At 32.8% G+C, this 24,882-nt stretch carries 21 protein-coding genes; 13 read left to right on the top strand and 8 right to left on the bottom strand.

The genetic code is table 11. The features are described 5' to 3' along the window. The first annotated feature begins 81 nt into the window (after positions 1–81). Genes GQR97_RS01600 through GQR97_RS01610 form a run of 3 tightly spaced genes read left to right on the top strand, consistent with a single transcriptional unit; the run spans position 82 to position 2,311 of the window. The gene (locus GQR97_RS01600) at positions 82–1,116 is read left to right on the top strand and encodes an SRPBCC family protein (RefSeq protein WP_158844412.1); all 1,035 of its coding nucleotides are present in this window, start codon (positions 82–84) and stop codon (positions 1,114–1,116) included. Between the two features lie 7 nt (positions 1,117–1,123). After that, positions 1,124–1,489 carry a fluoride efflux transporter CrcB gene (gene crcB, locus GQR97_RS01605; protein ID WP_158844414.1) on the top strand — a complete coding sequence of 122 codons (366 nt, stop codon included), beginning with the start codon at positions 1,124–1,126 and terminating at the stop codon, positions 1,487–1,489. Positions 1,490–1,540: 51 nt separating this feature from the next. Continuing rightward, positions 1,541–2,311, top strand: a complete 771-nt coding sequence (locus GQR97_RS01610) for an O-methyltransferase (RefSeq protein ID WP_158844416.1) — start codon at positions 1,541–1,543, stop codon at positions 2,309–2,311. Positions 2,312–2,435: 124 nt separating this feature from the next. Here GQR97_RS01610 and GQR97_RS01615 read toward each other — a convergent pair whose 3' ends face one another. Beyond that, on the bottom strand, positions 2,436–4,493 hold the full coding sequence (locus tag GQR97_RS01615; protein WP_158844418.1) for an OmpA family protein: 2,058 nt from the start codon (positions 4,491–4,493) through the stop codon (positions 2,436–2,438). Positions 4,494–4,779: 286 nt separating this feature from the next. Here GQR97_RS01615 and GQR97_RS01620 point away from each other — a divergent pair, with 286 nt between their 5' ends. The 7 genes from GQR97_RS01620 to GQR97_RS01650 all read left to right on the top strand — a co-directional run bounded on the left by GQR97_RS01620 (position 4,780) and on the right by GQR97_RS01650 (position 13,471). Further along, entirely contained in the window at positions 4,780–5,352 is a 573-nt protein-coding gene (locus tag GQR97_RS01620) for a cob(I)yrinic acid a,c-diamide adenosyltransferase (protein WP_158844420.1), read from the top strand. A gap of 313 nt (positions 5,353–5,665) precedes the next feature. Further along, positions 5,666–5,887: a DUF2795 domain-containing protein gene (locus GQR97_RS01625; RefSeq protein WP_019387375.1), complete on the top strand. Its 222-nt coding sequence runs from the start codon at positions 5,666–5,668 to the stop codon at positions 5,885–5,887. A gap of 197 nt (positions 5,888–6,084) precedes the next feature. Then, a complete protein-coding gene (secA, locus tag GQR97_RS01630; RefSeq protein WP_158844422.1) occupies positions 6,085–9,438 on the top strand; it encodes a preprotein translocase subunit SecA in 3,354 nt (1,117 codons plus the stop codon). 176 nt (positions 9,439–9,614) lie between these two features. Continuing rightward, on the top strand, positions 9,615–10,769 hold the full coding sequence (locus GQR97_RS01635) for an alpha/beta hydrolase (RefSeq protein WP_158844424.1): 1,155 nt from the start codon (positions 9,615–9,617) through the stop codon (positions 10,767–10,769). Between the two features lie 471 nt (positions 10,770–11,240). Then, positions 11,241–11,660 (top strand): BLUF domain-containing protein, encoded by a 420-nt coding sequence (locus tag GQR97_RS01640; protein ID WP_158844438.1) that lies wholly within the window; start codon positions 11,241–11,243, stop codon positions 11,658–11,660. A 336-nt stretch (positions 11,661–11,996) separates the two neighbouring features. After that, complete coding sequence (locus GQR97_RS01645; protein ID WP_158844440.1) at positions 11,997–12,416, top strand: BLUF domain-containing protein; 420 nt, start codon at positions 11,997–11,999, stop codon at positions 12,414–12,416. 140 nt (positions 12,417–12,556) lie between these two features. Further along, on the top strand, positions 12,557–13,471 hold the full coding sequence (locus GQR97_RS01650) for a hypothetical protein (protein WP_158844442.1): 915 nt from the start codon (positions 12,557–12,559) through the stop codon (positions 13,469–13,471). Between the two features lie 25 nt (positions 13,472–13,496). Here GQR97_RS01650 and GQR97_RS01655 read toward each other — a convergent pair whose 3' ends face one another. Then, positions 13,497–14,162 (bottom strand): peptidoglycan DD-metalloendopeptidase family protein, encoded by a 666-nt coding sequence (locus tag GQR97_RS01655; RefSeq protein ID WP_158844444.1) that lies wholly within the window; start codon positions 14,160–14,162, stop codon positions 13,497–13,499. A gap of 121 nt (positions 14,163–14,283) precedes the next feature. Between GQR97_RS01655 and GQR97_RS01660 the strand changes: the two genes are divergently transcribed. Continuing rightward, a complete protein-coding gene (locus GQR97_RS01660) occupies positions 14,284–16,593 on the top strand; it encodes a chondroitinase-B domain-containing protein (RefSeq protein ID WP_158844446.1) in 2,310 nt (769 codons plus the stop codon). 53 nt (positions 16,594–16,646) lie between these two features. Here GQR97_RS01660 and rimO read toward each other — a convergent pair whose 3' ends face one another. Continuing rightward, positions 16,647–17,951: a 30S ribosomal protein S12 methylthiotransferase RimO gene (gene rimO, locus GQR97_RS01665; RefSeq protein WP_158844448.1), complete on the bottom strand. Its 1,305-nt coding sequence runs from the start codon at positions 17,949–17,951 to the stop codon at positions 16,647–16,649. A gap of 172 nt (positions 17,952–18,123) precedes the next feature. Between rimO and GQR97_RS01670 the strand changes: the two genes are divergently transcribed. After that, on the top strand, positions 18,124–19,200 hold the full coding sequence (locus GQR97_RS01670; RefSeq protein ID WP_158844450.1) for a serine hydrolase domain-containing protein: 1,077 nt from the start codon (positions 18,124–18,126) through the stop codon (positions 19,198–19,200). 86 nt (positions 19,201–19,286) lie between these two features. Beyond that, positions 19,287–21,464, top strand: coding sequence for a T9SS type B sorting domain-containing protein (locus tag GQR97_RS01675; RefSeq protein WP_158844452.1), 2,178 nt, complete (start codon positions 19,287–19,289; stop codon positions 21,462–21,464). Between the two features lie 42 nt (positions 21,465–21,506). Here GQR97_RS01675 and ftsY read toward each other — a convergent pair whose 3' ends face one another. The 5 genes from ftsY to GQR97_RS01700 form a co-directional block, all read right to left on the bottom strand. Beyond that, complete coding sequence (ftsY, locus tag GQR97_RS01680; protein ID WP_158844454.1) at positions 21,507–22,481, bottom strand: signal recognition particle-docking protein FtsY; 975 nt, start codon at positions 22,479–22,481, stop codon at positions 21,507–21,509. 421 nt (positions 22,482–22,902) lie between these two features. After that, entirely contained in the window at positions 22,903–23,055 is a 153-nt protein-coding gene (locus tag GQR97_RS01685; RefSeq protein ID WP_158844456.1) for a DUF4295 domain-containing protein, read from the bottom strand. 49 nt (positions 23,056–23,104) lie between these two features. Then, entirely contained in the window at positions 23,105–23,287 is a 183-nt protein-coding gene (rpmG, locus tag GQR97_RS01690; protein ID WP_042500020.1) for a 50S ribosomal protein L33, read from the bottom strand. Positions 23,288–23,312: 25 nt separating this feature from the next. Continuing rightward, positions 23,313–23,552: a 50S ribosomal protein L28 gene (rpmB, locus tag GQR97_RS01695; RefSeq protein ID WP_158844458.1), complete on the bottom strand. Its 240-nt coding sequence runs from the start codon at positions 23,550–23,552 to the stop codon at positions 23,313–23,315. A gap of 76 nt (positions 23,553–23,628) precedes the next feature. Next, positions 23,629–24,882 carry a CinA family nicotinamide mononucleotide deamidase-related protein gene (locus GQR97_RS01700; RefSeq protein ID WP_158844460.1) on the bottom strand — a complete coding sequence of 418 codons (1,254 nt, stop codon included), beginning with the start codon at positions 24,880–24,882 and terminating at the stop codon, positions 23,629–23,631.

A 24,882-nucleotide genomic window follows, 5' to 3' on the forward strand; every position in this document is an offset into this window, starting at 1 on the left:
TCAACAAATGTAATAATTTATTAATCGAATTTTAAAAATGATTACCTTTGAGTTAAATATTTTCTCTCTAAATAATATGCAATGAAAGCTTTTAAGTATATTTTATTTCTTTTACTTATAATGATTATTGGAACATCTATATATATTGCGGTACAGCCCAACGAATATACCTTTTCTAGAAGTCGGATAATTACAGCTCCAACTCCCGTCGTTTTTAATGAAGTAAACGATTATAAAAACTGGATAGATTTTTCGCCTTGGCTAGAACAAGAGCCAAAAGCAACACTTACATATTTAGAAAAAACAATTGGTATTGATGCTGGTTATGCATGGAATGGAGATATTTTAGGTGAAGGAAACATGACGACTTTAGCTGTAGCTGAAAACAAATCTATTTCGCAAAAACTAAATTTCGTTACTCCTTTTGAAAGTGAATCGAATATTGAATGGAACTTTGAGCCTGAAAATAAAGGCACTAAAGTGACTTGGAGTATGAGCGGAAAACAAGATTTTATGGCTAAAATGTATACCGCTTTTTCTGGTCCTTTCGAAAAATCTGTTGGCCCCGATTTTGAACGTGGTTTATTTAAACTCGATAGTGTTGTTAATGCTAATATGCAAAAATACAGCATAAAAACAAACGGTATTACAACCCATGGCGGTGGTTACTATTTATATATTGCAGCTTCATGTAAAATAAATGAGTTATCGAGTAAAATGCAAGAAATGCTTCCTCGAATTAAAGCATACGCCGATAAAAATAAAATTAAAATAGCTGGCACACCGTTCATAAATTACTATAAATGGGATGAAGAGAATAACACTGTTATGTTTTCTTGCTGTATACCAACCACAGAAAAAATAATTTCTAACGAAAGTGATATTCTAACAGGACATTTACCTCCTTTTAATGCCGTTAAAACAACATTACAAGGGAATTACAAATATTTAGAAAAAGCATGGGCTAAAGCAACAGCTTATATTCCTGAAAATGGTTTAGAAAACTTAGAACAAGGACCAATGCTTGAAGTTTACGAAACCGACCCATCAAAAACACCGAATCCAGCAGATTGGATTACCGAAATATACATTGCTATAAAACCATTTGATGATTAGTTTTTAAATGAAACAACTTTTATTCGTTTTTATTGGTGGTGGCTTAGGTAGTGTAATACGTTATTTAATTGGCAAGTTTTTAAATAACTATGGAAACGGTATTCCATATGGCACATTTCTCGCCAATATTTTAGGTAGTTTACTTATTGGTATTATTTTAGGTTTAGCGGCCAAAAATGATAATTTGTCTCAAAACCAAACCTTACTTTTAGCTACTGGTTTCTGCGGTGGGTTTACAACTTTCTCTACCTTTGCTTACGAAAACCATATGTTTTTAAAATCGGGAGATTTTACTAGTTTTGCTATATATACTATTGCTAGTTTTATAGTTGCCGTTTTAGCTGTGTTTTTTGGAATGTATTTAATGAAGTAAAAATAATAAAAACTAGTAATAACCAAAATACTAAAAACGGTCAATTTAAACGTGTATCAAATTACCCAATACTTTAAATTTCTTTTAAAATCAAGCAATCAGCACGGCGTCCACTCCCCTTTTGTTTATGATTTAATTACTAAATGTTTTTACGATAAAAAGAAGTATACCGATTATAAAAAAATAATCGGCTACAAGAAAACACTTAAAGAAAATACCAATAGCATCAAAATAACAGATTTAGGTGCAGGCTCTCAAGTTATGAAACAGGAAGAGCGGGTTATTTCTCAAATGGCTAAAAACGCAGGATCCACCAATAAACGTGCTAAACTTTTATATAGACTATCTCTTTATTTCAAACCTGAAAACAGCCTTGAACTAGGAACTTCTTTAGGCATTGCAACCACAGCGTTACATTTAGGGAACCCAGACGCACATATAACAACTATTGAGGGTTGCCCTAATATTGCTGCTTTTTCTAAATCGAATTTTGAAAAGTTCGATTTTAAAAACATAAAAATGATTACTGGTGATTTTAATAATGAAATAGAAAAGCTTAAAGCAAACACTTACGATTTAGTTTTCTTTGATGGCAATCATAAAAAGGACGCGACTTTACTTTATTTTGAATCCCTTTTAGAAACCGCTCACAACGATTCTGTTTTTATATTTGATGATATTTATTGGTCTAAAGGCATGACCGAAGCTTGGGAGATTATTAAAAAACATCCAAAAGTTACAGTTACTATAGATACCTTTTTCTGGGGATTTGTGTTTTTCAGAAAAGAACAAGTTAGGGAAGATTTTATAATTCGAGTTTAATTTTTCTTCTTAACGCGGATAAATACATCTTTCAAAATTCATTTAAACAAAAAAAAGTCTCAGAGTAATTAAACCCTGAGACTTTTTTTTAATAAAATATCTAATTATTATTTTTGTAGAATAATTACTTTACTAAGTTAATTTCTACTCTTCTGTTTTCTGCTCTACCCTTAGATGTTTCATTACTAGCAATTGGTTTACTTTCTCCATAACCCATAGCAGATAATCTAAATGCATCTACACCATTTTCTACTAGATACGTTTTTACTGCATTTGCTCTAGAATCTGATAATCTTTGGTTTAAGGCATCACTACCAGAACTATCGGTATGACCTTCAACAGAGAACTTAGCTGTTGGATATTGACCTAAAATATCTATAATATCTGATAAAACCTGATTAGACTCAGATTTTATTGTTGATTTCCCTGAATTAAACAAAATTGTTTTAGCATAAGCATTCAAAGTTTTTTGAATCTCTACAGTTACTTCCGGACAACCCTTATTAGCTACTGTACCAGCAATATTAACACATTCATCATCTTTATCAAAAACGCCATCGCCATCTTTATCTGCCCAAGGACAACCATTATTTTCTTCTGGGCCTGCTTGATTAGGACAAGCATCTTTATTATCTAAAACACCATCTTTATCTTTATCTTCCCATGGGCAACCTTTGTTTTCTTTTGGACCAGCTATATCAGGACAAGCATCTTCGTTATCCATAACACCATCTACATCACTATCTAAATAAGGACAACCATTGTTTTCAATTGGACCTGCTTCTTTTGGACAGCCATCTAATTTATCAATAATACCATCTCCGTCTTTATCTTTTGGTTTACCTTGATAAACAGGAACTTTCAAACCTGCATATACATCGGCACCTTTAGAGTTATCACTAGTTAAAGCAGTAAGTACAGATCCTGAACCAATGTATAAAGGTCCTGCTCTAAATCCAGCTCCAGCTTGAAAACCGTTGTATTGTACAACACTTACAGGCACGAAAAAACTAAACCATTTACTTTCGAAACGTGGCGTTAAAGACACTACGTTAGCAATACGACTTGCATTCTCTTTCCCTTTAGACACTAAAGACAAATCGGTATTTAAGTTTACGTAAAAACTTCTGTTTAAGCTATAATCTACATTTAAATGTAATGCAGTTGGCAAGTTTACTTTATAACCTGCGCTGCTATTTGTTAAAGTATATAAGTTATTTAAAATACCATTTAAATCATCTTCATTATCAATATCGTCTTCAGTTACAGTATTTGTAACATCAAAGGTTTCAGAAATCGCGTCTTTATAATTAATTTTTCCGATATCTGTAATAGATAGTCCTAATTTTAATTTGTATTTATTTTCGTATTTATGTGAATACGTATCTCCATCTACATTAGTCGTTTTGTAATCTCCATAATCTGGTCTCCATTCGTAAACAAAACCTAAATCGGCTCCAAAACCAATAGCTTCAGGAAGTTCATAGTCGTAATTATCATTATCGTAATCATCACCACGGCCATAAGTTATAGAACCTGTTGTCTCAATAGTTTCAGATAACTCAGTATAGTCAACAGTTACATTTCTACCGTAAGCATTAGCTGTACCACCACCTTGTAAAAATTTTGCAGTAAGACCACCTTTTAAAAAGTGTTGATCATTATCCATTAAAACTCGAGCGTAAGTAACACCAAGTTCTGCCCAAGCATGTCCAAAAGTATTAAAATCACCCTCATTAACAACAAAATCAGTAGTATCATCATTATCAAGGTCATCGATAGTTTCACCATTAATTTCGTCAACATTTACCATAGCACGTGCTCTAGTAAATACAGCAATAGAACTCACTTTGTTTAAGTTAAACATAAAAGCAGGCCCCATAACATCTAAATTCACCATCGCATTATTATCAGTTGTTGGCGATTTTTTTGCATCTAAATCAAAATCGTATCCATCTTTGGTAGCATCTAAAAGATGTACACCATAATAATCATTACCAGCAAAAACACTAAAGCCTGCTAAATTAATATCTGTTTTAAAACGAGAATCTGTAATATTAGCGGGGTTAGCTATAACGCTATTTACACCACTGTAATTATCTGTAAGATATCCAATATACGACTGCGCTTTGGCACTCATGGAACCTATAATCAATAATACTATTAATGATATTTTTTTCATAATTAAACTATATTTTTTCATGTTGTTTCCGGCAAAAATAAAGGTTTTACTTTAAATCTATAAGTGTTAATTAACTTACAACCAATTATTACAAAATTTATTTGAATACCCCTATTTTAATAATGAGATTATTAGGAATACTCCTGATTTCTTAAAGATATGTTAAATAAAAGCAACCAAACTCTTGGTAGAAATGATAAACTTTAAATAAATTAGCCTTAAAATTTAAGCTTATTTTTACATTAATCTTTTTGATATTTTCTTTTTTAACAATTACCTTTAACCTATGAAAATTTATACTAAAACAGGAGACAACGGCACCACGGCCTTATTTGGAGGAACGCGTGTACCCAAACACCACATCCGGATAGAAAGCTACGGCACCATAGATGAATTAAACTCTCATTTAGGGCTAATTCGCGACCAAGATATTAATGAAACATACAAAGATTTAATTACCCATGTCCAGAATAAATTATTCACGGTTGGGGCTATTTTGGCTACCGATCCTGAAAAAGCTATTTTAAAAAACGGTAAAGATCGTTTGAATATCGAGAAGATTTCCAAAGGAGATATTGAACTTTTGGAACAGGCTATGGACAACATGAACGAAGCTTTACCCGAAATGACGCATTTTGTACTTCCGGGCGGACATCAAACAGTGTCATTTTGTCATATAGCACGCTGTGTATGCCGTAGAGCCGAACGTTTAGCAACCGCACTTAACGACTTAGAACCCTTTGAAGCAAATGCTTTAAAGTATTTAAATAGACTTTCGGACTATCTTTTTGTATTGGCACGAAAGTTGTCTTTAGACTTACAAGCAAATGAAATTAAATGGATTCCTGAAAAATATTAAATTATTTTATTGGAAGTTTAAATTAAAAAGCTATATTTTGAGTTAGAAAGCGAAACCGCGTTAGGGATTGAACGGCATGTTTGAGCTCCCCGACCAACGGAAGGGAGCGAGTAGAGAAAGCCCGACCCTTGTGGTAACGCCAAAAAAAAATAAAGCAAAAATATTGCTAGAATTATTAACAACGCAATAATAAATTTCAACTGTTTAGAGTACAAAAGGATACGTTCTTAAAATTAATGATTAAATAATTCATTTTTTACTTGTGTGTTTAAACTAAAAATTTATTTTTGCAAAAAATTAAACGCATTAACACATGTATTGGACTTTAGAATTAGCATCTTATTTAAGTGATGCGCCTTGGCCAGCGACCAAAGACGAATTGATAGATTACGCCATTAGAACTGGTGCACCTTTAGAGGTTGTAGAAAATTTACAGTCGATTGAGGACGAAGGTGATTCGTACGATTCGATTGAAGAAATATGGTCGGATTATCCAACAGATGAAGATTATCTGTGGAATGAGGATGAATATTAAAAATATAGCATAAAGAATAGTTAAAAAGTCTCGAATTGGGGCTTTTTTTTTGTTCTAAAATGTATATTTGAAGCTAGTAATGGCGTGGATATTTCTGTGCTTTTTATGACCTGTAAAAAGGAATGTTTCAACACATTTTTTTAACTGAAAAACACCTAGGGTTTTCCTAGAAAATATATTTATATAAAATAATAAACATGACTTTTTTAGATTCTATACTAAAGGTTTTTGTTGGCGATAAATCAAAACAAGATGTTAAAGCCCTTAGCCCTTTAGTTAAACAAATTAATACATACGAGGCAGCTTTAGAAGCTTTATCGCACGATCAATTAAGAGCAAAAACTATTGAATTTAAAGCTAAAATTGCAGATGCAACGCAAGCTACAAACGATAATATTGCTAGCTTAGTTGATGAAGCAGAAAACACTGAAGATATTGACCGCCGTGAGGATATTTATTTAGAAATAGATAAATTAAAGGACGATGCTTACAAAATTACCGAAGATATTTTAAACGTTATTTTACCAGAAGCTTTTGCTGTGGTTAAAGAAACGGCTAAACGTTTTACAAAAAACACAGAAATTACTGTTACCGCAAATGAATTCGACCGTTTAATTTCGGGCGAAAAAGGTTATGTTACCTTAGATGGTGATAATGCCACTTGGGCAAACTCTTGGGATGCTGCTGGAAAAGCCATTACTTGGGATATGGTACATTACGATGTGCAACTTATTGGTGGTATTGCCATGCACCAAGGTAAAATTGCGGAAATGCATACAGGTGAAGGTAAAACATTAGTTGCAACCTTACCGGTTTACTTAAATGCTTTAGCTGGCAAAGGTGTGCATCTAGTAACGGTTAATGATTACTTAGCGAAACGTGATAGCGCATGGATGGCGCCTATTTTTGAGTTCCATGGCTTAAGTGTAGATTGTGTGGATTACCACCAACCAAACTCGGCTGCTCGTAAAAAAGCTTATAACGCCGATATTACTTACGGTACAAATAACGAATTTGGTTTCGATTATTTACGTGATAACATGGCACATTCGCCAGACGATTTAGTACAACGCCCACACCACTACGCTATTGTAGATGAGGTGGATTCTGTTTTAGTAGATGATGCACGTACACCATTAATTATCTCTGGCCCAATACCGCAAGGTGAGCGCCATGAGTTTACAGAACTTAAACCTAAAGTAGATGATATTGTATCTGTACAACGTAAATATTTAACAGGTGTTTTGGCGGAAGCTAAAAAACTTATTAAGGATGGCGATACTAAAGAAGGTGGTTTAAAACTACTACGCGTTTACCGTGGTATTCCTAAAAATAAAGCTTTAATCAAGTTTTTATCTGAAGAAGGTGTTAAACAACTACTTCAAAAAACGGAAAACTATTACATGCAAGACAACAACCGTGAAATGCCTAAGGTTGATGAAGAGCTGTACTATGTAATTGAAGAAAAAAATAACCAAGTTGAATTATCTGACAAAGGTGTTGAATATATTTCTGGGAAAGATAATCCAGATTTTTTCATCTTACCAGAAATTGGACTTGAGGTTGCAAAAATTGAAAACCAAGGACTTTCGTCGGAAGATGAAGCCAACCTTAAAGAAGAATTATATAAAGATTTTGGAATAAAATCTGAGCGTATTCATACTTTAAATCAGCTTTTAAAAGCCTATGCTTTATTTGAAAAAGACACCCAATACGTGGTGATGGAAAATAAAGTAATGATTGTAGATGAGCAAACGGGTCGTATTATGGATGGCCGTCGTTACTCCGATGGGTTACACCAAGCTATTGAAGCTAAAGAAAACGTAAAAATTGAAGATGCTACTCAAACTTTTGCAACGGTAACACTTCAAAATTACTTTAGAATGTATCGCAAACTGTCTGGTATGACAGGTACAGCGGTTACTGAAGCTGGAGAATTCTGGGAAATTTACGAATTGGATGTTGTTGAAATCCCAACAAATCGCCCAATTGCTCGTGATGATAAAGAAGATTTAGTTTATAAAACAAAGCGTGAAAAATACAATGCGGTAATTGATGATGTTACAAAATTATCTGAAGCTGGACGTCCAGTTTTAATTGGTACAACATCTGTAGAAATTAGTGAATTGCTTGGTAAAATGCTTAGCATTCGCAAAATTCCACACAATGTATTAAATGCGAAACAACATAAAAAAGAGGCCGAAATTGTAGATCAAGCTGGGCAATCTGGGCAAGTTACAATTGCTACCAATATGGCAGGTCGTGGTACAGATATTAAATTATCTGCCGAGGTTAAAGCCGCTGGTGGTTTAGCCATTGTTGGTACAGAGCGTCACGATTCGCGTCGTGTAGATAGACAATTACGTGGTCGTGCTGGTCGTCAAGGAGATCCAGGTAGTTCTCAATTTTACGTGTCTCTAGAAGATAATTTAATGCGATTATTTGGTAGTGAGCGTATTGCCAAAATGATGGATAAAATGGGATTACAGGAAGGTGAAGTAATTCAGCATTCTATGATTTCTAAATCTATCGAGCGCGCACAGAAAAAAGTGGAAGAAAACCAATTTGGTGTTCGTAAGCGTTTATTAGAGTATGATGATGTTATGAACGCCCAACGTGAGGTAGTTTACAAACGTCGTCACCACGCACTTTTCGGAGAGCGTTTGCGTGTAGATTTAGCAAACATGATTTTCGATACATCGGAAGGTATTTCTGAAACTAATAAAACAGCTAGTGATTATAAGAATTTTGAGTACGAATTAATTCGCTATTTCTCAATGGGTTCTCCAGTTACTGAGGCTGAGTTTGGAAAACTTTCTGCTCAAGAGGTTACTGGAAAAATTTATAAAGCTGCTTTCGAGAATTACAAAGAAAAAATGGCTCGTAATGCTGATACTGCATTCCCCGTTATTAAAAATGTATACGAAACGCAACGTGATAAATTTAAACGTATTGTAGTCCCTTTTACAGATGGTACCAAAACTTTAAACGTAGTTACCGATCTTGAAAAAGCTTACGAAACACAAGGAAAACAATTAATTACCGATTTTGAAAAAAATATTACTTTAGCCATTATTGATGATGCTTGGAAAACGCATTTACGTAAAATGGACGAGTTGAAACAATCTGTACAATTAGCAGTACACGAACAAAAAGATCCTTTACTTATTTATAAGTTTGAAGCTTTCGAATTGTTTAAAACTATGATAGACGAGGTAAACAAAGATGTAATTTCATTCTTATTTAAAGGTGAATTGCCTCAGGAAACTCAAGACACTATTCAGGAAGCCCGTGAGCGTAAACAGGAACAATTAAGTACCCAAAAAGAAGAAATCCCTAATTTAGACGAACGTTCTGCACAAAGTAGAGCTGCAGGAAATACACAACGCCAACCGGATGTTGTGGAAACCGTAGTGCGCGATAAGCCAAAAATAGGTCGTAACGATCGTGTTACTATTAAACATGTTATTAATGGCGAAAACAAAACCGTTAAATACAAACAAGCCGAACCGCTTTTAGCTAAAGGTGACTGGGTTTTAGTTGAAGAATAATACACTATACATATTGTTTCGCTAAAGCGGAATATCTAAAATCCCAATAGTTTCTATTGGGATTTTTTTGTTTTCAACCATAAATACCAACTTGATTTTATTTCAAAAAAAACAATAACTTAGCAACAAATAATATCGCGGCGTTGTAAATTATTTAACTTTAAACTGCTGACCAAATGAGACATTTTTATTTTAAATTCTTAATAATTTTCTTTTTATCGTTAACAATACATTCTCAAACCCTTGATACGCTAGTAGACGTTGGTGGGTATAAAATGCATTTCAAAATAATAAAAGGAGTAGGAACTCCCATTCTTTTTGAAGCTGGTGGAGGTAATGATGCTTCTGTTTGGAACAACATATTAGAAAAAATTTATAACGTTACTAGCACTACATTAATTACTTACGACCGATCTGGTTTTGGAACAAGTGAATTAAATCCAAATTTGAAAAACGATTCGGATTTTGGAATAGAAAATGGTATAACAGAACTAGAAACAGGTCTTTCAAAGTTGGGTTATAACAATGAAATCATTCTGGTTTCCCATTCGTACGGTGGGTTGTATAATCTATTGTACGCACATAAACATCATAAAAAAGTTAAGTCGGTTGTTTTAATAGATGCTACTCTTAGTAATTTCTGGAATGATGAACTGCTAACAATGAGAGACAACAATGTTGATATAAGTTCTATAAAAAAACCTTCAGGCGACTATTATTTGAATGTAAATTTCAATGAAACAATGCGACACATGAGAAATATGGAATTCCCAAACAGTATCCCTGTTATCAATATTTTTCCTAAAAACTCCTTTTCAGGTTTTCCAGAGGTTCTTTCAAATCGATGGAGAAAGCTTCACAATGAGTTTAATAATCATAAGAATAATGTAGAAAACATTATAGCTTACGGAAGTGCTCATGCGATATTTCAGGACAATCCAGGGCTAATTATCAATACAATTATTAAAGCATATTCAGAAACACTAGATAAAAATCAACAAAACGTATTGCTGCAAAAAGCTCTAGATAATGCTATTGAGTTATCTATTCAAGCTAAAAAAACAGAAATGGAAAATAAACATTCAGAAAGTGATTTGAATGAATGGGCTTATACGTTTTTGAGAAATGAAGAATTAGAAAAAGCTTTAGAAATTTTTAAATTGAATACCATACTCTTTCCAGATAGTTGGAATGCATTTGATAGTTATGGGGAAGCTTTATTGAAATCAAATAGGAAAGCAGAATCAATTGAAATGTATGAAAAATCAATTGAATTGAATCCAGAAAATGAAACAGGAAAAGACGTGTTACTGAAAATGAAACAGGACTAGCAATGCACAATACCATGTAAATTAATTACTAGTTTTCAGCTTGCTTACAAAAGTTTTTGAAGATTTCCTGTCCGTCATTTATTTGCTAAAAAAAGTGACTAAAACACGCAGCTAATCTTTCACTTGTCTACTTCTACACAATAATTTAATTCAGTAGCATTTGTATACACCTCAAAAACCATATCCAAAAGGAGTTCCAACATAACATATACCTAATGGTTTATCTTCATAATAAAACACTCTAATCCATATTCTTTATTTCCCGCCAGTGGTAACACTTTTCTTAACGAATCCTTTAACACTTGCTAAAACATCGATTAAAGGCTAAAAAACCCCATAAAACACACAAAAACAAGATAAAAAGTTTATTACGACCGAAAAAAACTATAAATTTGCTTAAGTTTTAGTAGAGCTAGTTAAACGAAACTCCATTTTTACTTTATAAAATTAATAACATCATATACCCCAAATATGACACTTCGCCGCCTTATCTACTCTAGTCAAGCTGTAAAACTATTTAATAAACGCGAACTACTCGATTTACTGCATGAGTCTCGTGGTTTTAATTCCATAGATAACATTAGCGGCGTCCTTATGCATAAAGAAGGTTATTTTCTTCAAGTTATTGAAGGTGATCCCATAATGATTCATGATCTTTTTAATCGTATAGAAAAAGATCCACGCCATATGGATCTAAAAATACTACATGATTGTACTATAAAAAAACGAATGTTTTCTAATTGGAACATGGGCTGTACAGATTTTGACGATCCCGAACTAAGTATGCTACCAGGTTTAAGAACCGATTTAACCAACCCAGAAGTGATTGAAGAATTAATTACGAACTTACCTGATGTTGCCAGTATTTTAAAAGAAAATTTCTTAAATTAATTGCAATACAAAATCAATTCATTCTTAATTTATACACTTCTGACATGTATAGTTGTTATACCGGAATTAAGATTAATCCCTTTATACAATTTATAAATTAGAATTATACTCATATTATTTTAGACTAAGTCCTACAAATGAACCAATTTGTATAGAAGGGTTGTAGTTATAAATACCGAAAACTAAACATTACCAACTTTAGCGAATCAAATCTAAATTTCATACACAATTAAGAAAATCCACACTTGACTTTGTAAGAAAAAAATCATAAATTTGTCTAAGCTCTAATATTGTTCATTAAGCTCTATCGACACATTAGAAGTTAAATAATTGAATATGATACTTCGCCGCATTATCTACTCGAGTCAAGCTGTGGAAAAATTCAGCAAACGTCATTTATTAGACCTACTACATGATTCACGAGGTTATAATTCTATCGACAACATTAGTGGCGTTCTTATGCATAAACAAGGTTATTTTCTTCAAATTATAGAAGGCGACCCCAAAGTTATTGACGATCTTTTAGAACGTCTCCATAGAGATCCACGGCATAAAGATTTAAAAATTATTCGCGATAGCATGGTAGAAAATCGTCTTTTTACTAATTGGGCTATGGGTTGTGCCGATTTTGATGATGCAGAATTGAGTATGTTACCAGGTTTTAGAACCGATTTAACAGATCCCGATGTAATTGAAGAATTAATTACACATCTACCTGAAGTAGCTACCCTCTTGCGAAATAATTTTGTAGACTGATGAGTTAAACCCTTTAGAATACAATAAGCTTTAAAATAATTCCGAAAGCAAATACAAATTATTACGACTATAAAACGATAAATATCGAATCAAGCACTTTACTTGAGTAGCGTTTTTTTTTAATAAATCATTTTTTTTATATGAATCCTCAATTAATAAACTTAGTTTTTGTCATTTTTCTATCATTCCTTAATTGTGATTCTAATCAGAAAAAGGCTACTCAAAATTCTACAGTAAATACAAAATCAGTTAAAGCAAATAACTTTAATGATTACTGGTTTTCGGGAGTAGCAGAGCTAAATAGTTACGATTTAAAACAAGCAAGATATGGAGAAATCCGTGACGGAGAGGTTGTTCTTGTTTTTGTAACCGAACCTTTTTCTGCTAGCAAGCAAGTTAAATTAGACAACCCAAAAAAAACACCTGAAGATGATGTAACGGTTATGAAATTGAATAATGTTCGAAAATTCAACACAGGTATTTACGACTATTCCATACTAACATCTACTTTCACTCCAATTAACACACAAGATTACCCTAATACACTTAAAGCTACAAATAGCATACAAGAATGGTGTGGTATAACGTTTACTCAATTAAATTTAGAGGATAATAATTATCACCATAAGCAATTTTCTTACTTCGAATCTCAAGGTGATTTAGAGAGAAAAATAAAAGTAACGTTGTTAGAAGATGAGCTTTTTACCCGAATACGCATTAATAACGGAGAATTACCAATAGGAGAAATAGAATTAATACCATCAATTATACAAAGTCGTTTTACCTATCAAGAAGTTAAGCCAGTTAAAGCGCTAATTGGAAAAACGGCAACGGAAAAACTTATTAAATATAAGATTGAAATCCCTAGCCAAAAAAGAACAATTACTATCGATGTTGAAAATCAATTTCCATTTAAAATAATGGCTTGGACTGAAGATAATGGTGATGGCTTAATAACAACGGCTAAATTGAAAAAAAGCTTAAAATCTCCATATTGGAACCAAAAATCTGTAGCTGATGAAAAAATGAGAAAGGAATTACTTTTAGTTAAGTAATCCATTCCATTTTTTTAAAACACTTTTAAATACCTAACCTTAATAATAAATTTGGATCAGGGCAATTATTTCTATAAAACTCTAGATTCTTTTTAGCGCAAACACCAGGATAATCGCCAGAAACCCCCTGAATATCTTTTATAATTTGAAAATGTAAATGTGGTGGATAGTCCCCATTTACAGAAGCATCTCCTAAAATAGCTATTTTATCGCCTTTTATAAACGTTTTTCCAACTTCTATATTATCTATCGAAGACAAACTTAAATGCCCGTATAGCGTATAAAAAACGACTTCGTCAATAATATGTTTTAAAATAATTGTTGGTCCATAATCGCCAAAATTAGTATTATTTTGAAAGCTATAAATTACTCCATCAAATGGTGTGTAAATTGGAGTTTCTGCCTCACACCATAAGTCTATTCCTAAATGAATGTTTCGTTCTTCTTCAGCTTGACTGTTAAAATGTTTACTCCGCTTATAAATATTACGTACTTCTAAATAACCGCCATAAGCCACCATTGCTTTATGTTTATTGATATGGGAATTTACAAAGCGAGCTAACTTATCAGACGATGAGACATCTATCGTGTTTAATACTTTGTTAGATTCAGATAAACTTATTGGGGTATATTTACTTTTAGGAATATCCTTCCCTAATACCGGAAACGCACTATCTAGAGTATTTTCCATTAATAATAAAAATTTATTCGAATTCATATTTACTTAAAAAGTATAGAATCTAAAAATATTAAACTAATTCCTCATTTAAAAATATTGTACCTTGAACTTCTACAATTAAAATTTCAACTAAATGAAACAAATAATTATAGCATTCACCACAATATTCCTTTTTTTTTCTTGTAATGGAAACCCTAAATCGGAAGAAAACAAGCTATACGTAAAAAATGAAACTGCTCTAAAAAAAGCCATTGAACATGTAAAAGCTGGTGATGAAATTATTTTAGCAAATGGTATTTGGACCAATATAAAAATTGATTTCTATGGTCACGGAAATAAAGATAGCCCAATAATTTTACGAGCCGAAACTCCAGGGAAAGTTTTTATCGAAGGTGAATCTTATTTACATTTAGGAGGTGAGTATCTTATTATAAAAGATTTATATTTTAAAAACGGATATTCACCATCTTCTAGTATTATTCGTTACAAAATAGGAGAAGATAAAACGGCTTTTAACACAAGAGTAACTAATTGCGCTATAGAGAATTTCACAAAACCAAGCCGATTAACGAATGATAAATGGATTGAATTCTACGGAAAACACAACACTTTAGAAAACTGTTATATTACCGGAAAATCTAATGATGGAGAAACTTTAAGAGTCTTTCAAGATGGAAATGAACACAGCAGTAACTACCACCAAATAGTGAATAATTATTTTGGACCGCGCCCACGAAAAGGAGGACCAAGAGGAGAAACCATACGTATTGGAGACAGTAAAACGTCCATGACATCTGGCTTTGTAAATGTTTCGAACAATTACTTCGAAGCTTGTAATGGCGAAGTTGAAATTATATCCGACAAAACCAATTTTAATACTTTTAGAAACAATATTTTTTACAAATCTGAAGGTTCGCTTGTATTACGTCATGGCAGCTTTTCAACAGTAGATAGTAACATTTTTATAGGTGGAGAAGATTCTGATTTTTATGGAGGTATACGCCTTGTAAGCACAGGCCATTGGATTACAAATAATTATTTTTATAAAATAAAAGGTGAACAATTCAGAAGTCCGCTTGCAGTAATGAATGGTATTCCTATGTCCTCATTAAATCGTTATAAACAAGTTACCGATGTTGTTATTGCATATAATACTTGGATAGATTGTAAGTCGCCTTGGCAATTAGGTGTTGGTCAAAATTTAAAGAGCGTAAATGTCCTTCCGCCAAGCGAAATTCGTTCGGCACCGCCGGTTCGATCCATAATTGCAAACAATATAATATTTAATCATAACCCAGATAAAACACCTGTTTTTAATCATGACAATATTGATGGCATACAGTTTAATAATAATATTTTAGATAATGATGGTAATTCATTTTCAGAAAAAAAATTATTAAAAAACAAGACTATTAAAATGAAGCAAATTAATACGTGGTTGTTTGCACCAGAAAATGCTCAAGCCGCTTTAACGGATAGTATTTATTATGGCTACGACTTTGATAAAATAAAAACGGATTTATTTGGAAGCTCTAGAACAAACCAAAATAGTATTGGTGCTATTTGTAACATAAGTGCCGCCGAAAAATTTATTATAGATAAGAAAAAATATGGGCCTCAATGGTTTTCTGTAGAAAGTAAAAAAGCAGAATCAAATATTATTGAAGCTACCCAAACTAATCTTCTTCAAAAAATTGAACAAGCTAAAAGTGGCGATATCATAGAATTAGTAGATGAAGCATATACTTTTAGTAACCCAATAATAATTAATAAAAAAATAATTATTCGTTCTAAAAACAAAACAAAACTTATTTTCAACAGTACTAAAAACCAACCCGCTTTTGAAATGCACCCGTATGGTTTTCTGTATTTAGACAATATCATTCTAACAGGGAAAAACAATCAATCTGCATTTAAACCATTAGACGAAAACATGTCTGCTGCTTATAATTTGGATATAAACAATTCAACAATTGAAGGTTTTGGCTATATTCTAAAAGCAACTAAAGGATCATTTTCCGACTATATTACATTTAGCAACAGCACGATACAAAATTGCAATAATGGTATTATTTTGGCTGCTGAAGAAAAAGGAGATTACAATGCCGAAATGCTTACTATCACTAATTGTAACTTTAATAATGTAAAGAATAACGTTATCCACTTTTTTAGAGGAGGATACGACGAATCTACAATTGGAGGCGTTTTAACAGTTAGTAATTCTTCATTTACTAACTGCTCAGAAAATGAAAAAACAAAAGTTCTACTTAAAACAAAAGGTATTATTAATGTTGACTTAAGCCATAATCGTTTTGAAAATAATCCCGTTGATTATATTGCTATATTATGGGGCGAAAAAAACAACAAGCATCAAGAAAATGCACTAACTAATTCTGGAAAAATAAAAGTAGAAGCACAACAGAAGCTTGAAATTTTATACTAATTCCGGTTCTTCTATTGTGCTTCTAATTCTATTAACCCTAAATAAGCACTTTTTTAAGCTAATACTTCAGCATATAAATCGAAATCTTCCGCTTCCGTTACTTTTACAGTTGCAAATTCACCTGTTTTTAAATAACATTTAGACGCATCGATTAATACTTCGTTATCTACATCTGGAGAATCAAATTCAGTACGACCAACAAAATAATTACCTTCTTTACGATCGATAACTACTTTAAACTCCTGCCCTATTTTATGTTGATTTAATTCCCATGAAATTTGGGATTGAATTTCCATTATTTGGTTCGCTCTATCCATTTTAACTTCTTCTGGAACATCATCTTCTAAAGTGTAAGCATGTGTGTTTTCTTCATGAGAATAAGTAAAACAACCTAAACGCTCAAAACGCATATCGCTTACCCATTGTTTTAATTCTTGGAAATTCTCTTCAGTTTCACCTGGATAACCAACAATTAAAGTTGTTCTAATCGTCATTTCTGGAACTGCCTCTCTAAATTGATGAATCAATTTAGTCGTTTTTGCTTTAGTTGTTCCACGACGCATACTTTTTAAAAGTGAATCGGAAATATGTTGTAAAGGAATATCTAAATAATTACAAACCTTAGGTTCGCGTTTCATTACATCAAGCACATCTAAAGGGAAACCAGTTGGAAACGCATAATGTAAACGAATCCAATCGATACCATCAACTTTTACCAAAGCTTCCAAAAGCTCGGCTAAGTTTCGTTTTTTATATATATCTAGTCCGTAATACGTTAAATCCTGAGCAATAAGGATTAATTCTTTTACGCCTTTTGCTGCTAATTTTTCAGCTTCTATAACCAAGTTTTCAATAGGTGTACTCTTGTGTTTTCCTCGCATTAAAGGGATGGCACAAAAACTACACGGTCTATCGCAACCTTCAGCAATTTTTAAATACGCATAGTTTTTTGGTGTAGTTGTTAAACGCTCTCCAATAAGCTCGTGTCTATAATCAGCACCCAAAGCCTTTAGTAATCCTGGCAACTCCGTAGTCCCAAAATACTCATCTACATTTGGTATTTCCTTTATTAAATCTGGCTTGTAACGTTCACTTAAACAACCGGTAACAAATACTTTATCTACGTCGCCATCGTTTTTCTTTTGTACGTATTCAAGAATAGTATTTACACTTTCTTCCTTAGCATTATTGATAAACCCACAAGTGTTGATTACCACAATATTCCCTTCTTCTTCATGAACAACATCTTTTCCGCTGGCTTTTAGTTGCCCCATTAATACTTCGCTATCGTAAACATTTTTACTACAGCCAAGTGTTACTACGTTGATTTTGTTCTTTTTAAGTGTCTTTGTTCTCATACCAAAAATTAAGTGTGCAAAGATACGCAATGCTGATTGATTTATGATGAATGATTGTAGAATAACAATATATACTTGCTTTTGTTTAAAATGCATCCAATTCAACGATTATAATCACAATTAATTAAACCTTTTATATATTTGAAAGTCCAAAACATTAACATTTCTAATTATGAAGCATACCTTACACGTATATCTAGTTTTATTAATTTTTATTTTTGGTTGTTCTTCGGAAAATTCAAATAAACCTGAAGAAGAAATCGATACAGAATCCACCTATTTTCCACCGATAAATTCCGACACTTGGGAAACAAAATCTATCTCTGATTTAAGTTGGAATGAAGCAGAGCTACAACCGCTTCTTGATTATCTAGAAGAAAAAAACACCAAGAGTTTTATAATTTTACATGATGGAAAAATTGTAGTTGAGGCATATATGAACGCCCATACTGATTCTAAATTTTGGTATTGGGCGAGTGCAGGAAAAACATTAACATCTACAACCGTTGGGATTGCACAAGATAACGAACTTATAAATATTAATAATAAAGTTTCTGATTATTTAGGAATAGCTTGGACGAGCACTACATTAGAGCAAGAAAACTTAATTACTTGTAAAAACTTGTTATCAATGGATTCTGGTTTAAACGATACTTTAGGTGATGATGTTTCTCCAGATAACCTTCAATATATTGATAATGCAGGATCTCGTTGGGCATACCATAATGTCTATGTAAAAATGCAAGATGTAGTTGCGGCAGCAAGCAACCAAGATTGGAACGATTACTTTACTGAAAATTTGAAAGATAAAATTGGAATGAGTGGCCAATGGATCGATCTTAACAATTTAAGTGTCTATTGGAGTAATACGCGAAGCATGGCACGTTTTGGACATCTTATTTACGCCAAAGGCCAGTGGGAAAACACACAAATTATTTCTGAAAATTTTATAGATGAAGCAAAAAGCACGTCTCAAAATATTAATGAAGCTTATGGCTATTTATGGTGGCTTAATGGAAAATCCTCCTATCATTTACCGCAAAGCCAATACGAATTTAGCGGAAAATTAATTCCTAATGCTCCCGATGATATGTTTGCCGCATTGGGAAAAAACGATCAAAAAATTTATATCGTTCCTAGCAAAAAATTAGTAATTGTTAGAATGGGTGAAGCTGCTACTGAAGAAAATTTTGCACTTTCTAGTTTTGATAACGATTTATGGGGAAAAATAAATGCAGTAATTAATTAGAATTAAAAACTAAAAAGCACAAGTTTTTTTCAAAGAACGTATCTAAAGATTAATATAATTAGCTATCGATCTTTAAAAAAAACACTTTGTATAAAAAACTGACCCTCTCATCACTATTTTTTTTCTGCTTCTATTTACAAAATTATGCGCAACTATGTGAAGGTAGCTTAGGAGATCCAGTAGTCGAAATAAACTTTGGATCGGGAACCTCGAAAGGAGGTGCTTTAGATTCTTCTATTACGGCCTTTACATATAGTAGCGGAGAATTAGACGAAGGAGAATATACTATTGCAAATACAACTAGCGGTTTAAAAAGCAATGCTTGGCATGTTACTAGCGATCATACTGGAAACACAAATGGTTACATGATGGTTATAAATAGTGCCGTGCTAGCAGATGAAGGTGTTTTTTATACTAAAACAGTAACCGGACTTTGTGCTAATACAACTTATGAGTTTTCTGCTTGGCTAATAAATATAATGAATCCTGCTATAGGAACGGATCAATATCATCCTGATGTTACGTTTCGTATAAGTGATTCATCCGGCAATATTTTAGGCTCCAACAACACCGGCGATATCTCTCAAACATCATCCGGTACTTGGCTACAATATGGCTTATTTTTTACTTTAGAGGACGAAACCGAAGTGATTATAACCATATTAAATATTGCACCAAGTGCACATCCAGGAAATGACATTGCTTTAGATGATATTGCTTTTAAGCCCTGCGGTCCAACAATAAGTAATACAATAGATAATCAAGATACAAGCAACTTATCGGTTTGCCAAAATGAAAATGTAAGTTCTACATTTCAAGCATCAGTATCTTCTGGATATTCAGATCCTCGATATCAATGGCAATCATCAGATAATAATGGACTAACTTGGAATGACATTTCTGGAGAAACTACACCAAATTATATATTTACCGACACAAGCATAGCGGGTGATTTTTTATACCGATTAACCGTGGCTAACGGAAATAACATAAATACGTCGTCTTGTAGAATTACTTCAGACAATTTTAATATTGAAATTATTGAAACTCCCGAAGCCTTAACCGGTGAACCAGAACAAGTTTTTTGTACAACGGAAGCTGCGAAAATCGCAGATATTCAAGTTAATTCCACAGCTATTTGGTATGATAGTCTAACCGAAGGAAATATTTTAGCCAATACAAACAGCCTCGTTGATGGAACAACATATTATGCTGCAAAAGAAACCATTAGTGGTTGTGAAAGTGATGATAGAATTGTTGTTTTAGTTTCTATAATAGCTCCAAGTCTTGTTATAAATAATATATCTACCGAGATTTGTGATAATCTAAATGATAGCCAAGAAACGATCGATTTAACAATTTACGAATCGGAAATAACAGACTGTAGCGATTGTGTTTTTACTTATTTCACATCGCAATCTAATGCAGAGAACGATGATGAAGGAAAAATATCAGTTCCTACAAGTTTTAATTGGTCTTTAGAAACTCCAATTATATACACACGAATCGATTCTGCCGATAATTGTTACCAAATTGCACAAATTGAAATCAGTTTACAAGATTCTCCCATAATTACAATCTCCGATTTTGTTGGTATTTGTGAAAATGACAATAATATAACTATTGATGCCGGAGATGGTTTTGATAGCTATTTATGGTCTACTGGAGATACCTCACAAACAATAACACTTACTATTGAAGATACTGGTAACTATACTGTAACAGTAACCCAAGATCATAACACTTATAGCTGTTCCTCAACAAAAGAATTTGAAATTGTATTATCTAATACCGCTGTTATTTCGAATATTGATATTGACGACTGGACGGATTCCAACAATATGATAACTGTTAATTTATCTGAATTAAGCCTAGGTGATTATGAATATTCTATAGATAATATAACTTTTCAAGACAGTAATACATTTACAGCATTAACAGCTGGAGAATATATAATTTATGTAAGAGATAAAAATGGTTGCGGTACCACTCAAGAGCAAGTTTACTTATTGAATTCTCCTAAATATTTTACACCTAATAATGATGGGTACCATGATACATGGTCTATAAAGTATTCTGAAACAGAACCTAATTTAACGGTTAAAATATATGATAGATATGGAAAACTCCTCAAAAATTTAGGATCAACATCCTCATGGGATGGCACTTATAGCGGACAAAACATGCCGACTTCAGATTACTGGTTTGTAGTTACACGAGCAAATGGAAAAGATTACACTGGGCACTTTACGTTGAAAAGATAATATTTAAAATCTATAAACTTGCAAGTCCAATTTTAAAGATTCCTATTTAAAAAATGAATCTACAAACTCAAATTTATTAAACACTTGCAAATCCTCAATACCTTCTCCAACACCAATGTATTTTACAGGAATTTTAAATTGATCGGAAATTCCAATTACTACACCGCCTTTTGCTGTACCATCTAATTTGGTTACAGCCAAAGAAGTTACCTCTGTAGCTGCAGTAAACTGTTTAGCTTGCTCAAAAGCATTTTGCCCTGTAGAGCCATCTAAAACCAAAAGAACATCGTGAGGTGCGTCTACAACAACTTTTTGCATAACGCGTTTTACCTTTGTAAGCTCGTTCATTAAATTTACTTTGTTATGTAAACGTCCTGCAGTATCAATAATGATAACATCAGCTTCTTGATTTACTCCAGATTTTAGCGCATCGAAAGCTACAGATGCAGGATCACTTCCCATTTCTTGACGAATCATTGGTACATCTACACGATCTGCCCAAACCTGTAATTGGTCTATAGCTGCCGCACGAAACGTATCAGCTGCGCCTAAAACAACATTAAGTCCTTGCTTTTTAAATTGATATGCTAACTTTCCAATAGTTGTAGTTTTACCTACACCATTTACGCCTACAACCATTAAAACATAAGGTATTTTTCTTCCATCAGCTTGTTTTGGTAAACTAGGAATGGTGTATTCGGTGTCTTCGCCAGAGTTTGTTTCACTTAAAAGTGCTGCGATTTCTTCACGAAGAATTTTATTAAGTTCTTCTGTTCCTAAATATTTATCTTTTGATACGCGTTCTTCAATACGCTCAATAACTTTTAGTGTGGTATCTACTCCAACATCACTAGAAACTAATACTTCTTCAAGATTATCTAGAACTTCAGCATCCACTTTAGATTTTCCGGCTACCGCTTTACTAAGCTTACCAAAAAAACTAGATTTTGTTTTTTCTAATCCTTTATCTAAGGTTTCTTTTTTATCTGACGAAAATATTTTTTTAAAAAAGCTCATTTTCTTGTTAGTTGTTATAGAGTGGTTATGCTCTTTTTATTTTGTTGTTTCTTACCGTTATGGTAAATATATTTTTAACGTTCTATCTCGCTGTTTTTATTAATTAAACTCAGCAGATACTCGCGTTAGGGATTGAAGCATTGTTGAAGCTCTTTTTGTGTTGTTGCACCTATGCAACACAAAAAAGCGACTGCGAAAAGCCCGACCCTTGCGGTAACGCACAAAATGATATTGTCAAATTCCTTACCACAAATATTTTTCTGCTAATCTGTCAGTCATTCAAAATTTACCTTTAGATTTTTAGCCTTTATTTCATTTTGATTATCTAAAGGTAAAGCCTTTAACGCTTATTTCAAATATAAAAATAAAAAAGCTGCTTTCGTTTTCGAAAGCAGCTTTTAATATTATGTAACAATGTAAATTACTTTTTAGCTAAAAAGTCAGTTACTTGTTCTGGATTCATTATAGATTCAACAAACATGTAAGCTCCAGTTTTAGGAGATTTTACCATCTTTATTGCTTTTGTTAATCTTTTAGATCCTGTTTGTAATGATGCTACGGATTTCTTTGCCATGACCTATATGTTTTTAAGGTATTTGAAATTTTAAAACTAAAATTTCTAATTATTTAATTTCTTTATGAACTGTCATACGCTTAAGAATTGGATTAAATTTCTTAATCTCCATTCTATCTGGCGTGTTCTTTTTATTCTTTGTAGTAATGTAACGTGAAGTTCCTGCTTGACCAGACTCTTTATGCTCTGTACATTCTAAAATTACTTGTATTCTATTGCCTCTCTTTGCCATTTCTTTTTATTTTAAATACAGCGAATTACTTCGTTAAAAATCCTTTAGATTTTGCATCTTTAATTGCTGCAGAAATACCTATTTTATTAATTGTTTTTAAAGCAGATGTTGAAACTTTTAATGTCACCCAGCTGTCTTCTTCTGGAATGTAAAAACGTTTCTTTACTAAATTCGCATTAAATTTGCGTTTAGTTCTGTTCAATGCATGAGACACGTTGTTTCCAACCATTGCCTTCTTTCCTGTAAGTTCACAAACTCTTGACATTATATATAACTTTAATTTTGTTGCTTAAAATCGAGGTGCAAATATATAAAATCTTTACGGTATGACAACCAAAATATTATCTATTTTTAAAAATTTCTTTTAATAACATCTCAAAAGCCTTGTTAGCCCCCTTATTTATTACTTTTAACCGAAGGTTCCCTAACATAAGTTTTTCTGAATAAACTCCCGTTTTTGTAGCGATCGCAATATAAACAGTGCCAACCTCAACATCAGAATCACCTTTTGTTGGTCCTGCATTACCTGTTGTGGCAATGGCATAATCTGTATTAAATAATTTTAAAACATGCTGTGCCATAGATTCTGCTACTTTTGCACTTACTACAGAATCGGCCTCAATAGCTTCTTTAGAAACGCCTAAAATATTTATTTTAGATTCGGTAGCATAACTTACCACGCTGCCTTTAAAATAAGCCGATGCACCGGAATTTGCGGTAAAACGCTCGGCTATTTTACCTCCAGTACAACTTTCTGCCGTAGCAACAGTTTTACCTAATTTAGTAAGTTGTTTTCCTATTATACGTTCTATGGAATCATCTTCTTCTTCAAAACCTACAAATTCCTCTTTGATAAGCGGAATAAGCTGATCTATTTGCTTTTGCACATCTGAAATCACTTTTTCCTTATCAAATCCTTTCGTTGATAAACGCAAGCGCATATTACCTAAACTTGGCAAATAAGCTAGTTTTATCTCGGGCGGCAAAGCATCTTCCCAATCTTCAATTCTTGCAGCTAGAGTACTTTCTCCTAAGCCAAAAATCAATAATGTACGATGCAAAATAAACGGACAATCAAATTTTTCTTTTATTCTCGGTACCACTTCTCCATCAATCAAACCTTCCATTTCGAAAGGCACACCAGGTAGCGATACAAAAACTTTATCGCCCTTCTCTATCCACATGCCAGGAGCGGTTCCTAATGTATTCATTAAAACAGTAGCTTTAGATGGCACTAACGCCTGATCTAAATTAACTTGCAAGAGTGTTTGTCGTACATATTTTTGCCATAAATCCTTTATATTTTCTTCCACCGAAGCATCTCTAACTAAGGTGTCATTAAAATATTCGGCTAGCGTTTTTTTGGTAATATCATCTTTTGTAGGACCTAATCCTCCAGTAATTATTATTATATTTACACGGCTTTCGGCATCTTTAAATGCCTGAAGAATATGTTGTTTATCGTCTTGAATAGAGGTGATTTGATACACCGAAACCCCTATTTTATTAAGTTGTTTACCAATATATGCAGAATTAGTATCTATCACTTGCCCTATAAGTAGCTCATCTCCAATGGTAATAATTTCTGCTAACAT

Origin of the sequence: Algibacter sp. L1A34 (genome assembly GCF_009796805.1) — a bacterium.
In the GTDB taxonomy this organism is placed as follows: domain Bacteria; phylum Bacteroidota; class Bacteroidia; order Flavobacteriales; family Flavobacteriaceae; genus Algibacter.